Source organism: Metabacillus mangrovi, from assembly GCF_009711125.1.
GTDB classification, from domain to species: domain Bacteria; phylum Bacillota; class Bacilli; order Bacillales; family Bacillaceae; genus Metabacillus_B; species Metabacillus_B mangrovi.
Map to the genome: position 1 here is coordinate 19,669 of NZ_WMIB01000014.1, position 12,695 is coordinate 32,363.

13 protein-coding genes are annotated in these 12,695 nt (G+C 47.4%); 8 read left to right on the top strand and 5 right to left on the bottom strand.

Going from position 1 to position 12,695, the window contains the following annotated elements:
• The first annotated feature begins 15 nt into the window (after positions 1–15).
• The 8 genes from menB (at position 16) to GKZ89_RS13505 (ending at position 7,923) form a co-directional block, all read left to right on the top strand.
• Positions 16–837 carry a 1,4-dihydroxy-2-naphthoyl-CoA synthase gene (gene menB, locus GKZ89_RS13470; protein ID WP_155112923.1) on the top strand — a complete coding sequence of 274 codons (822 nt, stop codon included), beginning with the start codon at positions 16–18 and terminating at the stop codon, positions 835–837.
• Between the two features lie 60 nt (positions 838–897).
• Complete coding sequence (locus tag GKZ89_RS13475) at positions 898–2,349, top strand: o-succinylbenzoate--CoA ligase (protein WP_162356862.1); 1,452 nt, start codon at positions 898–900, stop codon at positions 2,347–2,349.
• 3 nt (positions 2,350–2,352) lie between these two features.
• Positions 2,353–3,459 carry an o-succinylbenzoate synthase gene (gene menC / locus GKZ89_RS13480; RefSeq protein ID WP_162356878.1) on the top strand — a complete coding sequence of 369 codons (1,107 nt, stop codon included), beginning with the start codon at positions 2,353–2,355 and terminating at the stop codon, positions 3,457–3,459.
• Between the two features lie 132 nt (positions 3,460–3,591).
• Positions 3,592–3,747, top strand: a complete 156-nt coding sequence (locus tag GKZ89_RS13485) for a hypothetical protein (RefSeq protein ID WP_155112925.1) — start codon at positions 3,592–3,594, stop codon at positions 3,745–3,747.
• A 255-nt stretch (positions 3,748–4,002) separates the two neighbouring features.
• Positions 4,003–4,923: a metal ABC transporter solute-binding protein, Zn/Mn family gene (locus GKZ89_RS13490; RefSeq protein ID WP_155112926.1), complete on the top strand. Its 921-nt coding sequence runs from the start codon at positions 4,003–4,005 to the stop codon at positions 4,921–4,923.
• A gap of 39 nt (positions 4,924–4,962) precedes the next feature.
• Complete coding sequence (locus GKZ89_RS13495; protein WP_162356864.1) at positions 4,963–5,718, top strand: ATP-binding cassette domain-containing protein; 756 nt, start codon at positions 4,963–4,965, stop codon at positions 5,716–5,718.
• Complete coding sequence (locus tag GKZ89_RS13500; RefSeq protein WP_155112928.1) at positions 5,708–7,027, top strand: metal ABC transporter permease; 1,320 nt, start codon at positions 5,708–5,710, stop codon at positions 7,025–7,027. Before GKZ89_RS13495 ends, GKZ89_RS13500 begins: the two co-directional genes overlap by 11 nt.
• Complete coding sequence (locus GKZ89_RS13505; protein ID WP_155112929.1) at positions 7,024–7,923, top strand: metal ABC transporter permease; 900 nt, start codon at positions 7,024–7,026, stop codon at positions 7,921–7,923. Before GKZ89_RS13500 ends, GKZ89_RS13505 begins: the two co-directional genes overlap by 4 nt.
• A gap of 61 nt (positions 7,924–7,984) precedes the next feature.
• Here GKZ89_RS13505 and GKZ89_RS13510 read toward each other — a convergent pair whose 3' ends face one another.
• From GKZ89_RS13510 to GKZ89_RS13530, 5 genes are all read right to left on the bottom strand, one after another.
• A complete protein-coding gene (locus tag GKZ89_RS13510; protein WP_155112930.1) occupies positions 7,985–8,146 on the bottom strand; it encodes a DUF1540 domain-containing protein in 162 nt (53 codons plus the stop codon).
• Positions 8,147–8,211: 65 nt separating this feature from the next.
• A complete protein-coding gene (locus GKZ89_RS13515) occupies positions 8,212–9,258 on the bottom strand; it encodes a cytochrome d ubiquinol oxidase subunit II (protein WP_155112931.1) in 1,047 nt (348 codons plus the stop codon).
• 44 nt (positions 9,259–9,302) lie between these two features.
• Entirely contained in the window at positions 9,303–10,664 is a 1,362-nt protein-coding gene (locus tag GKZ89_RS13520) for a cytochrome ubiquinol oxidase subunit I (RefSeq protein ID WP_155112932.1), read from the bottom strand.
• A 107-nt stretch (positions 10,665–10,771) separates the two neighbouring features.
• Positions 10,772–11,413: a response regulator gene (locus tag GKZ89_RS13525; protein ID WP_155112933.1), complete on the bottom strand. Its 642-nt coding sequence runs from the start codon at positions 11,411–11,413 to the stop codon at positions 10,772–10,774.
• Complete coding sequence (locus tag GKZ89_RS13530) at positions 11,382–12,242, bottom strand: sensor histidine kinase (RefSeq protein WP_155112934.1); 861 nt, start codon at positions 12,240–12,242, stop codon at positions 11,382–11,384. The genes GKZ89_RS13525 and GKZ89_RS13530 overlap by 32 nt, the downstream gene beginning before the upstream one ends.
• Between the last annotated feature and the right edge of the window lie 453 nt (positions 12,243–12,695).

Consider the following 12,695-nt stretch of genomic DNA (forward strand, 5'->3'; position numbering starts at 1 on the left):
AGGAGGTTTTTTAAGATGTCATCTTTTGAATGGGTTGCAGGCCGCAATTATGAAGATATCCTTTATGAAACGTATAATGGGATTGCCAAAATCACCATTAACCGTCCGGAAGTACATAATGCATTCCGTCCGAAAACGGTTATGGAGCTAATCGATGCTTTTGCTTATGCTAGAGACGATTCCAATGTTGGAGTCATCATCCTGACAGGAGCGGGAGAAAAAGCGTTCTGTTCAGGCGGCGATCAAAAGGTCCGCGGACACGGCGGATATGTCGGGGAAGATGAGATTCCGAGACTGAACGTACTTGATCTTCAAAGGCTGATCAGGGTCATTCCAAAGCCGGTCATCGCGATGGTTTCCGGATATGCAATCGGAGGCGGACACGTGCTTCACATTGTCTGTGATCTCACCATTGCAGCTGAGAATGCCGTATTTGGCCAAACCGGACCAAAAGTAGGCAGCTTTGATGCAGGATACGGGTCAGGCTACCTTGCCCGCATCGTAGGCCATAAAAAAGCACGTGAGATCTGGTTCCTGTGCCGTCAGTACAATGCCCAGGAAGCTCTTGATATGGGACTCGTCAACACCGTTGTTCCTCTTGAGCAGCTTGAAAAAGAGACTGTTCAGTGGTGCGAAGAAATTCTTGAAAAGAGCCCGACGGCAATCCGCTTCCTGAAGGCTGCATTCAATGCAGACACGGATGGCCTTGCCGGCATCCAGCAGTTTGCCGGCGATGCCACACTGCTTTACTACACGACAGACGAAGCAAAAGAAGGAAGAGATGCGTTTAAAGAAAAACGCGATCCGGACTTCAAACAATTCCCGCGTTTTCCTTAAACAGTGATTCAGGCAGCCATAAAGGCTGCCTGTCTTTGTATACATAAAGGAGTGATACCAGTGAATGATACGATTCCAAACTGGCTCATGCAGAGGGCCGCATTGACACCAGACCGCACCGGACTTGAAACAGAACACCAATCCTTCACATTCCGTGAGCTTCACTCCGAAGCGTTAAAGCGTGCCGGCGCACTGCGTAAGCTTGGGATTAAAAAAGGAGACCGTATCGCGATCCTGTTGAAAAACAGTGCGGAAATGGCCCATCAGATCCAAGCCGTTTTTTACTGCGGGGCCACCGCGGTGCTGCTGAATACGAGGCTGACTGCTGAGGAGTGGAACTACCAGCTTAAGGATTCTAAAGCCGCTCTCTTCATCTGCGGGGAGGAATTTGATAAGAAGATTCCAGATGCAAACATTGTAACTCCATCTCAAATGCGGGAAATGGCTGCTCCATTAAAGGATCCTGTGGAGGAATTTGTACTATCAGACACAGCCGTGCTGATGTATACATCCGGAACAACAGGAAAGCCGAAGGGTGTGATGCAGACTTTCGGTAATCATTACTGGAGCGCAGTGGGCTCAGTACTTAATCTTGGCTTAGGGCCGGAAGATAAATGGCTTGCAGCCGTTCCTCTTTTTCATATCAGCGGACTTTCCATCCTGATCAGGGGAATCATCTATGGAATGCCGGTTCAGCTGCATGGACCATTTAATCCGGAGGCAGTCAACCATGCCATCCTTCATGAAAAAGTGACAATTGTATCAGTGGTCAGCACGATGCTGGCTGCTTTAGTTGAAAACGGAAAGGGACGTCCGTATCCCGGGTCTTTCCGGTGTATGCTGCTTGGCGGAGGACCCGCTCCAAAAGCTTTACTGGAGCAATGCAGAGATCAGCAGATTCCTGTTTTTCAAACATACGGGATGACCGAAACGTCTTCCCAGTTCGCCACTTTGTCCCCTGAATATGCCATAAGCAAGCTGGGTTCGGCGGGAAAGCCGCTTTTTCCATGCCGGGTTCGCATTATGAATGAAAACGGGGAAGAGGCGCCCGTTCAGACGCCAGGAGAAATTGCAGTGAAAGGGCCGAACGTGATGAAAGGGTACTGGAATAGGGAAGACGCAACAGCGGCTGCTCTCAGGAACGGCTGGCTGTATACAGGAGACATTGGCAGAGTTGATGAAGAGGGATTCCTTTACGTGCTGGACAGGCGCTCTGATTTGATTATTTCCGGCGGGGAAAATGTGTATCCGGCTGAAATTGAAGCAGTTCTCACAGCTCATCCCTCCATTGCAGATGCAGGGGTCGCCGCTAAAGAGGATAAAAAGTGGGGGCAGGTTCCCCATGCGTTTATCGTGGCAAGCGATCCGATGACTGAAAGTGACGTCATCCGATATTGCGCAGAACGGCTGGCAAAATACAAGGTGCCTGGAAAAGTGACATTTATGGAGAAGCTGCCCCGGAACGCATCGAGCAAGCTTCAGAGGAACCTGTTGAAGGAGTTGGACAATTAGATGATCCGGCTGAAAAAAATCACCCTTCATCTTACAGAGATGGAGCTCGTTCAGCCTTTTGAGTCGAGCCTTGAAAGGGTGGAGACCAGGGAGAGCGTTATCGTAGAGGCGGAGAACTCAGATGGAACAGTGGGCTGGGGAGAAGGTGTAGCTTTTTCTTCTCCATGGTATACGGAAGAAACCGTAAAAACGAGCCTTCATATGCTGCAGGACTTCCTCATCCCGATTTGTCTGCACCGGGAGTACAGACATCCGGAGGAGGTCCATGCATCCTTTTCCGGAATCAAACGGAACCGGATGGCAAAAGCGGCGATTGAAATGGCTGTCTGGGATGTATACGCTAAACAGCTGAACCGGCCGCTTTCAAGTGTGCTTGGAGGTACGAGAGAAGCGGTCGAGGCGGGGATGGTGATCGGACTGGACACGATCCCTTCAATGCTGAAATCCATTGACCATGCCCTGGCAGCGGGCTACAAGAGGCTTAAAGTCAAAATCAAGCCGGGCTATGATTTTGATTTGATTCATGAAATCAGAAAACAGTATCCGTATATTCCTCTTATGGCAGATGCCAATTCGGCATATACGCTTGAGGATGCGGATAAGCTGAAGAGTCTGGATGACTTCGGACTGATGATGATCGAACAGCCCCTTGCTTCTGATGACATCATTGATCACGCTGTCCTGCAAAAGATGGTAAATACGCCGATCTGTTTGGATGAGAGCATAGAATCTGCTGAAGATGCCAGGAAGGCACTGGATCTTGGCAGCTGCAAAATCATCAACATCAAACCTGGGAGGGTTGGAGGACTTGCTGAGACAATCAAAATACATGATCTCTGCCTCAAAAGGAACATCCCGGTATGGTGCGGAGGGATGCTCGAAACTGGAATATCCAGGGCCCATAATCTTGCTGCTGCATCGCTGCCGAACTTTACAATTCCAGGCGATCTGTCTGCTTCTTCGAGATATTGGAAAGAAGATTTGATCTCTCCGGAAGTAACCGTCCAAAATGGTCTTGTTGCCGTCCCTTCAGGTGCCGGAATAGGGTTTGAGGTAGACAGAAAGAAACTGGGGAAATATACAAAACAGACTTTTCACGCTTCAAACTAGTCTCCTGCCAGGAGGCTTTTATTTTTTAAAACGTAAAACACTCAGAATGAGATGGAATAGTAAGAATTCCAGTTTTGTCTAAAAGGAGAGGCTGTTTTATACTTTCTTCAGAAAGGAGGAAGAGAACAGCCCATGAAGACCCCGGAAGAACACGAAACGAGAAAGAAATTTATAGCTGCCCTTCTGCTGAAGCGGCAAATATCCCCCGATACGGTCCAGCACCTCACTCAGCTCACCCAAATGGAAATCAAGCTTTTGCTTAAAGAACTGCAATTATCCAATCGTTAAACCAAATCTATTCCACTGCGCTCATCTCTTTTGCACCGGCCGGTCAGGCAGGTGCTTTTTTCTATGTCCTTACAGCCAAATGTCGAACTTTTACCATTGACAATTCTATTCGCCTTAAGTTAAAGTTTTGCATAAGGTAAACTTTTTAAGTTAAGGCAATAAAACATTCTTTTGGCTAAGAGAATAGCACGATTCTATACTTTTCACATAAGGTAAAAGAGTCCAGAATAATTACTTAATAGGGGGACAAATGAAATGAAAAAGATGTTTATGGCAGCTGTCCTGATGATGGGAACTTTACTCAGCGCCTGTTCCGGCGCAGAGCCATCTTCCGGCAGCGGCAAACTGAAAGTGACAACGACAATCGCGCAGCTTGAAGATACGGTCAGGAACGTAGCCGGTGACAAAGTGGAGGTAAATTCATTGATGGGTCCGGGTGTGGATCCGCATTTGTATAAAGCTTCCCAGGGAGACATTAAAAAACTGAGCGAAGCAGACGTAATCCTTTACAACGGGCTTCACCTTGAAGGGAAGATGGGGGAAGTGTTTGAGAAGATTTCCAAAAGCAAGCCGGTCATTCCCGTTGCAGAGTCGGTAGATGAAGACAGAATCCTCACTGTAGAGGGAAACAAAAATGCGCATGATCCCCACGTCTGGTTCAGCATTCCTAACTGGATTCAGGTAACGGATAAGGTCGAAGAAGTGCTGAGTAAAGAAATGCCCGAGTATAAAAACGAGTTTAAAAAGAATGCAGAAGCGTACAAGGCGAAGCTGAAGGAAATGGATTCCTATGCACGGGAGCAGATTGCATCCATTCCGGAGAAAAGCAGGGTTCTGGTTACAGCACATGATGCCTTTCAATATTTCGGCCGGGAATACGGCATGGAAGTCATGGGCTTGCAGGGACTGAGCACTGATTCCGAATATGGGCTGAAGGATGTTCAGAAGCTTGTCGGTGTTTTGTCAGACCGGAACATCAAGGCTGTATTTGTAGAAAGCAGCATTTCCCAAAAGTCCATTAATGCAGTAGTGGAGGGCTCTAAACAGAAAGGGCATGAAGTGAAAATCGGCGGAGAGCTCTATTCGGATGCGATGGGCAAAAGCGGGACAGAAGAAGGCACATACCTCGGGATGTTCAAACATAACGTGGATATGATTGTTTCTTCCTTAAAATAAGAAATTAATAGGATACTGCCAGAAGAAGGAGGAGCAGAAGTGATTCCGGTAAAAGTAGAAAACCTCACAATCGCTTATCATAAAAAACCCGTTCTGCAGGAGGTCTCGTTTGAAGTTCCAAGCGGGAAACTCATCGGCATTATCGGTCCGAACGGAGCAGGAAAATCTACTCTAATTAAAGGAATCCTGGGGCTGATTCCAACAGCATCCGGTGAAATAGAGGTCTTCGGAAAAGAATACAAAAAGCAGCGCAAGCTTGTCGGTTATGTTCCGCAGCGCGGCTCGGTCGACTGGGATTTCCCGACTAATGCGCTGGATGTTGTTCTGATGGGCAGGTATGGGCACGTGGGCTGGTTTAAGCGGCCTGGAAAAAAAGATATGGAGCTTGCAAAAGAGAGCCTGGATAAGGTGGGAATGCTGGATTATGCAGACAGACAGATCAGCCAGCTTTCCGGAGGCCAGCAGCAGCGTGTGTTTCTTGCAAGGGCCCTTGCACAGGATGCCGATGTCTATTTTATGGATGAACCATTTGTGGGTGTAGATGCGGCAACGGAAAAGGCGATTATTTCCCTGCTGAATGATTTAAAAAACAGGGGGAAAACGGTACTCGTCGTCCATCATGATTTGCAGACTGTTGATGAGTACTTTGATTGGGTACTTTTGCTGAACATGCGGAAGATTGCATTTGGACCGACAGAAGATACCTTTACCGTTGACAACCTTCAAAAAACCTATGGAGGCAGACTTGCCTTTTTAAAGGAGAAAACAGCAGGGGGTAAAGGAGATGTGGTCTGAACTGCTGTATCAGCTACAGGATCCAAATACACAGTGGGTGCTGTTCGGTACGCTTTTGCTTGGCATGGCGAGCGGAGTTCTCGGCAGCTTCGCCCTGTTAAGGAAACAGAGCCTTATCGGAGATGCAATGGCACATGCTGCCTTGCCTGGGGTATGCATCGCCTTTCTTCTTTACGGACAAAAATCCCTTTTATGGTTTCTCGTAGGTGCAGCCATTTCCGGGCTGATTGCAGCCTGGGCCATCCAAACGATTGTCCGCCACTCCAGAATTAAAGAAGACTCCGCGCTTGGATTGGTTTTATCCGTGTTTTTCGGCTTTGGAATCGTCCTGCTGACCTATATTCAGCAAGGTTCGTCCGGAAGCCAGAGCGGGCTGGACGATTTCATTTTCGGGCAGGCCGCTTCCATGGTATGGGAAGATGTCCGCCTGATCACGATCGCTTCTTCCCTCCTCCTGCTCCTAACGTTCCTCTTTTTCAAGGAGTTCAAGCTGCTGACCTTTGATAGTCAATTTGCAAAAGGAGCAGGACTGCCTGTGTCCTTCCTGAACGGGCTTCTTATGACCCTGATTGTCAGTGCCGTCGTGATCGGGCTTCAAACCGTCGGAGTTGTGCTGATGGCAGCCATGCTCATCACTCCTTCCATCGCCGCAAGGTATTGGACAGAAAAGCTTCATATCATGATCATTCTGTCAGGTGTCATCGGAGGAATATCGGGGATTGCGGGCACGTACCTGAGTACAGTAACAGAAGGCATGGCGACCGGACCGCTTATTATATTGGCCGCTACATTCATGTTCTTGATCTCTCTGATTTTTGCCCCTGAAAGAGGGTTGCTTTCTCTTTTGATCAAAAAATGGAAGGTCCGGAAGGCGACTGCAAAAGAACATGTTCTTCTCTCGTTTTATGATTTATCCGAATCGGCAGCAGCGGAAAACAGGGATGCTTGTTTTTCATCAGAAGAGGTGCTCCGGAAGCGGCCTGTCCCGGGAGGTCTGCTCCTGTCCGTTCTAAAGGGGTTTGAGAAAAAAGGATTTATTACCGCTGTATCAGAAGACACATGGTGCCTGACAGATACAGGGATTGAGGTATCCTATGACCTGGTGCTCAGGCAGCGGATGTATGAAATGTATTTAATGCACGAAATGGAGTTGGCTCATCTTCAGCAGGTCAGAAAAGAGGATCTGGATGAAGGCAATCTTTCAAAAGAATTGAAAGCCAGCTTATCTGTGCTTTTGAAAAAGCATAAAAGGCTGCCGTCATTGATTCCAAATCATTTGTCTGCGGAGAGGGGAGGGCTGCTGCAATGAGCTATGAAGCGTGGATTCTTCTGACCGGATCACTGGTCGGAATCACCTGCTCCATGATCGGCTGTTTCCTTGTTCTGAGGAAAATGTCGATGCTTGCAGATGCGATCAGCCATACGGTCTTGCTTGGGATCGTAGGCGCATACTTCGTGACCGGATTTGTTGACGGACCGGCCATGCTTGTCGGAGCTGCCATTGTCGGGCTGCTCACCGCCTTTCTTGTTCAGCTGCTGGATGGTAAAGGGGTCCAGTCTGATGCTTCAATCGGTGTGGTGTTTACCTCGTTATTTGCTGTCGGTGTCATTTTGATATCGGTTTACGGGGGGAACGTGCATCTGGATGTCCAGCATGCATTGATGGGAGACATTACGTTCGTTCCGTGGGATCTGCTTGAGTGGAACGGAATGAATCTTGGTCCTTCAGCTGTCTGGATGCTTGGGTTTGTCCTTATCCTGAATGCCTGCATTATTTTCCTTTGCTATAAGGAATTTAAGCTGACCTCATTCGATCCGGCCATGGCAGCTGCTATTGGAATTCCGGTATTGATGATCCACTACCTTCAAATGGGCATGCTGTCGATTACAACGGTTGCTTCCTTTGACAGTGTCGGTGCGATTCTTGTGGTGGCCATGATTATCGTGCCGCCGTCTGCTGCCTATCTCCTTACAGAGAAGCTTCTGCACATGCTCTTCATCAGTGCAGGCATCGGCATTGCTTCGGCTGTAACCGGTTATTATGCAGCCGTTGCAGCGAACGTTTCCATTGCCGGTTCAATGGCTGTAATGACCGGGATTTTCTTTATCCTTGCTTTCATCTTCTCCCCCTCGCACGGCATTGTCGCGAAAAAAAGAAGCCGAAATGCGATTGGAAGAAGAAAAGTGGAGAGTCCGGAAAACTGAATACCTGAAACGTAAACAGGGAAACGCCCATGATGCGTTTCCCTGTTTTAGATCGCTCCCTTTACAGATCTTGCGGTTTAAACGTTTTGCAATCTGTTTCCTCGCTTTTTCTTGCATGCTTACCAGTGTGGCTTACAACATAAATTGCATCAGCCGTGCACTGGTTGCCCTGTCCCCAATATGTGCAGTTGTTTACTTCGCATTGGATTTTCTGGTTGGCCATTTGTCATCCCTCCTTGCGTTTACTTCTATTTTTAACCGTATAAGGACTTCCATACCTGTCTTTTATCACGTTTCATTTCCTTCTGCCTTTTTTGGATTTTTCATGAACAGGTTCCAAAAGAAGATGAAGCCCGGGAACAGGATCGCGAAGCCAACGAGATAGCTGATAAACAAAGCTCTGAACGTATTGGGGTGCGTGAATCCTGCATCAATGGTGATATCCGGATAAATCATATATGGAAGATGTGCTCTTCCGTAGGCATAGCTCGCCAGGAAATACTGGATCAGGATGGCGACCATCGCAATCCGCGGCCTGCCGAGGGTATGCCTGTTTTTCGCAGGCAGAAACAGGGCAGCTCCTGCTACCAGGAACATGGCAGCTGAAGTGATCAGAGCAGGCAGGTACTCCATCATGTTCGTGTAAATCCAATTTGCTTCGTTCCGTAGTGTGACCATAATCAGAAAAGCCATTACAAGGGAAATCGGACCGGTAATTAAAGCGTCTCTGCGGTAGATTTCATAGGCTCTTTCCTCGCCGGCCAAGTTCCTGGAATAATCCGCGAGCAGAAGCGACGATAGAAACAGCGTACTGCTGACCGCAAAACCGATAAACGCAAGAACATTCGGGCTTGTGAAAACAGCTCCTAGCTGAAGCTGGTGCACTCCGTCCACCACTTTAATGTATTTGCCATGTGTAATTGGCAGTATTGAAATAAGCAGGGCAGGAATGATAAACCCGGAGATCCCGGAAACATACGTTAATGCCCGTTCATAATCTTTTGCAATGTGTGAAAAGACGAGGAACCCGCTGCGGATCGCAAGCAGCAGCAAAATGAGACTCCCCGGTATGAGTAAAACGGTCCCAAGGATGAATGCCGCACCCGGGAAGAAACTGAAGACCGCTACCACAATCGCCACGATAAAAACATTGGTCACTTCCCATGTCGGGCTCAAATAACGATTGGCGATGTTCGTTGCTTTTGTTTGTTTTTGATTCAGGTAGATCATGGACCAGAAGCCAGCCCCAAAATCCATTGTCCCCATGACTGCATAGATAAAAATAAACCCCCACAGAACGGAAATGGCTAATAAAGCATCAGCTGATACACCCATGGAAAGGCAGCCTCCTTTTTGAAAAATGAACTGAGTACAAGGAATTAATAAGCATCCACACTGCCGCCTTCACTGTTCGCGCCTTTTGCTGCCGCCAAATCCTTTTCAACTGTATTGCGCTTGAAATAATACAGCAGGACAAGCAAAACCGCTGCTCCCAAAATGACGTATACGATGGTAAAGGCAAAAAACAGCGTCCCGATGTTGCCGGACTTGGTGACAACTTCGGAGGTGCGGAGCAGCCTGTAGATGACCCACGGCTGTCTGCCCGTACAGGCGAAAATCCAGCCGAATTCGATTGATAAAATGGCAAGCGGGCCAGACGGAATGCAAATCCAGAGGAACCACTTAGGGAACGGTTTTTTGACAAACCGCTTCCAAACCAGTCCAAAAAAGGACAAACCGATTAAGGCACTTCCAATCAGCACCATCGCATTAAAAAGGGTATGGACAAACAGCGGAGGCCAATAATCCTCCGGAAAATCGTTAAGGCCTTTTACTTCTGTATCAAAGCTGTTGCCGGCAAGGAAGCTGAGCGCCCATGGAATCTCAATCCCATATTTGACCTCCTGCGTTTCCCGGTCTGTAAAACCTCCGATCGAGAGAGGCGCGTAATCCTGCGTTTCAAACAAGCCCTCCGCAGCTGCCAGCTTTTCCGGCTGGTACTCGTGAAGCATCTGAGCTGATTCATGCCCGTTAATGGCTGTCAGGAAGGAAGAGACAAGCCCGATCGCAAGACTCAGGATAAAAGCTTTGCGGTGGAAGGCGAAGAGATGATCTTTTTTCCTGTATTTCAGCATCTTATACGCTGCAATCGTCGTGATCATAAAAGCTCCAGTCATAAAGGCAGAGAACGCAACATGTGCTGCCGAGACGACAAAGCTCGGGTTAAAAAAGGCAGCCCACGGATCAACGTCGGTGATTTCCCCATTTTCAATCCGGAAACCCGCAGGTGTCCCCTCAAAGGCATGAACGTTTGTAATTAAGACCGCTGATGCCGTAGCCCCAAGGAAAATCAGGAACACACTCAATATCCTAGTCTTCGGACCAATCCGGTCATACGCATATACATAGATGGACATAAAGAGTGCTTCGATAAAAAATGCATAAATTTCAATCTGGAACGGGAGGGACATCACTTTTCCGATGACCTCCATAAAGCCTGGCCATAAAAGCGAGAGCTGCACGCCAGCAATCGTTCCGGTTGGAATGGCTACCCCAAGAAGAACAGCCTGGCCCTTTGTCCAGCGCTTAGCCATTACGGAGTAGTCGACATCCTTCGTCCGCTGAAACATAATCTCAGCAAACAAGATCATGAGCGGAATCCCGACTCCAAGTGAAGCAAAAATAATATGGAACCCCATTGTCGTCCCGAACAGGGACCTGGCAAACACTAAATCAGTCATGGCAATCCGCCTTTCAGGTCAATTGAACTTTCCTTATTATCCGCTTTTTACCATGTGTTATTCATCTCTGGAAAAAGGCATAAAAAAAAACATCCGCAATGGATGTTTCATGAGATAAAACCGTTATGAAAAGCATAATTGGCGAGCTGGACCCTGTTTTCTAAATGGAGTTTCCCCAGAATGTTTTTCAAATGGCTCTTGACCGTATGCTCGGAAATGAAGAGCTGTATGGATATGTCCTTGTTCGAAAAGCCCTTTGCTGCGAGCTGAAGAACTTCTATTTCTCTGGAAGAGAGTGGAGTGCTGACTGTCTTAGGCTCCGGCGTCTGAGGGAATTCTTTTAAGATGCGGATGGCTACTTCCTTCGACATCGGGACCTCATCAAGTGCGAACGCTCTCAAATATTCATACCACTGATGGGACTGAAGGTTTTTTAGAAGATATCCTTGAGCTCCATGCTTTAAAGCATCGAACAAGTCGGTTACATCATCTGAGACCGTTATCATCACGATTTTTATATAAGGATGCTTCGCTTTGATGATTTTTGTTGCTTCAAGACCGTCCATGACTGGCATTTTTATATCCATCAAAATGATATCCGGCAGGAGCCGGTCTGCAAGCTCCACTGCCTCTTTTCCATTTTCGGCTTGCCCGATCATTTCAAACTCCTGATAATCCTCTAATATAAGGCGGATGCCTTCACGTGCATGAGCATGATCATCCGCTGCCAATATTCGATAAGGCTGCATTCCGTTCCGCCTCCTTTTGAATTTGAATCTTCGTTTCGCCTTCCATGCTGGAAATCGTAAAAGTCCAGCCCATTGATGCGGCCCGGTTTTTCATGATTTGAAGGCCGAATCCCTTGCCCCCTGGCAGGCTTTCCTCATTAAACCCAGTACCGTTGTCTTTAATCTCGCACATCCAGCCGCCGGGTACCTGGAAGGCCTTAATCCGAACGTGATCCGTCTGGGCATGTTTGATCACATTTGTTACAGCTTCTTTAATACAGGAGAAAATTTCGACCTTTTCTTTATCAGTCAGCATTTCCTCCGGCAGTGCCCATTGTAAATCTACTTTCAGCGAATGGCTGCCTTCAAGCTCTGCTAAATAGTCTTTCACATTTTTCTGCCAGGAGAAAACTCCGGTTGCCGGAGGCTTTTTAAGGCTGGAAATGGCCTGCCGTGTATCCTCATGGATATGTTGAAGGATCTGCTGCAGGTTCACATAATCGGCATCGGAATGAAGGGATTTTCTCTTTCCGAATTGATTCAGTTTAACGGACAAAAGAAAGAGAGATTGAGCAATCCCATCATGCAGTTCGCGTGCAAGGTTTTCTCTCTCCAGCAAGGCTGCTTTCTTTGCCTTTTCCTGCTTCAGTTCTTCCTGCATTTTTTCAAGAAGAGAGAAGAGCCGCATGACGACAAGGATGGTCACAGCAAAAACGATAACTGGAGATAACAGATTTCCCATGTCCATTGAAAGGTATGGCAGCAGATACTCATGGCGCACAAATTCCCAAAGTCCGATTGTAACGGTGGGAAGGATGAGGATCAGCCATTTTATTTGATGATATTTCATGTGATCACCTTTTCGTTTAATCTGCTTACAGTTTACCATTTTGTCAAAAAAATTGCCGGAAAATGTATGGAAAATCACTCTTTAGAGGCATTTGCATAAACCGATTCACCGGTATACTGAAACACGCAGCTAAGCTTCAAGAAGGAAAACATAGGGAGGGATTCATTTGAAAAAGAGTTTGCTGGGGATTTTTTGCATGATGGGTTTGCTCCTGATGGGTGCTTGCAGCAGTGAAGGTGAGCATAAGGACCATCATTCGCAATCTGAAGCAGCAGGACAGCTTTAGGAGGGGAATAATTTAGGTGGAAGCACCTAAAAATGATCCGAAGGGAGAAAAGAGGATCGTTTCGTCTATCAGACGGTTTGGAAATGACTATGCAGGCATATGATCTGCATCATTTTTATTCATACTGGCTTTTAGCGTGGCGGCATATTTATCAGTGCTTTACAAGG

Coding starts and splice junctions, on each gene's coding strand:
- GKZ89_RS13510 (WP_155112930.1), bottom strand. CDS start 8,146: ATGGCCAACCAGAAAATCCAATGCGAAGTAAACAACTGCACATATTGG.
- GKZ89_RS13515 (WP_155112931.1), bottom strand. CDS start 9,258: ATGGGTGTATCAGCTGATGCTTTATTAGCCATTTCCGTTCTGTGGGGG.
- menB (WP_155112923.1), top strand. CDS start 16: ATGTCATCTTTTGAATGGGTTGCAGGCCGCAATTATGAAGATATCCTT.
- GKZ89_RS13500 (WP_155112928.1), top strand. CDS start 5,708: ATGTGGTCTGAACTGCTGTATCAGCTACAGGATCCAAATACACAGTGG.
- GKZ89_RS13485 (WP_155112925.1), top strand. CDS start 3,592: ATGAAGACCCCGGAAGAACACGAAACGAGAAAGAAATTTATAGCTGCC.
- GKZ89_RS13490 (WP_155112926.1), top strand. CDS start 4,003: ATGAAAAAGATGTTTATGGCAGCTGTCCTGATGATGGGAACTTTACTC.
- GKZ89_RS13520 (WP_155112932.1), bottom strand. CDS start 10,664: ATGACTGATTTAGTGTTTGCCAGGTCCCTGTTCGGGACGACAATGGGG.
- GKZ89_RS13525 (WP_155112933.1), bottom strand. CDS start 11,413: ATGCAGCCTTATCGAATATTGGCAGCGGATGATCATGCTCATGCACGT.
- GKZ89_RS13505 (WP_155112929.1), top strand. CDS start 7,024: ATGAGCTATGAAGCGTGGATTCTTCTGACCGGATCACTGGTCGGAATC.
- GKZ89_RS13530 (WP_155112934.1), bottom strand. CDS start 12,242: ATGAAATATCATCAAATAAAATGGCTGATCCTCATCCTTCCCACCGTT.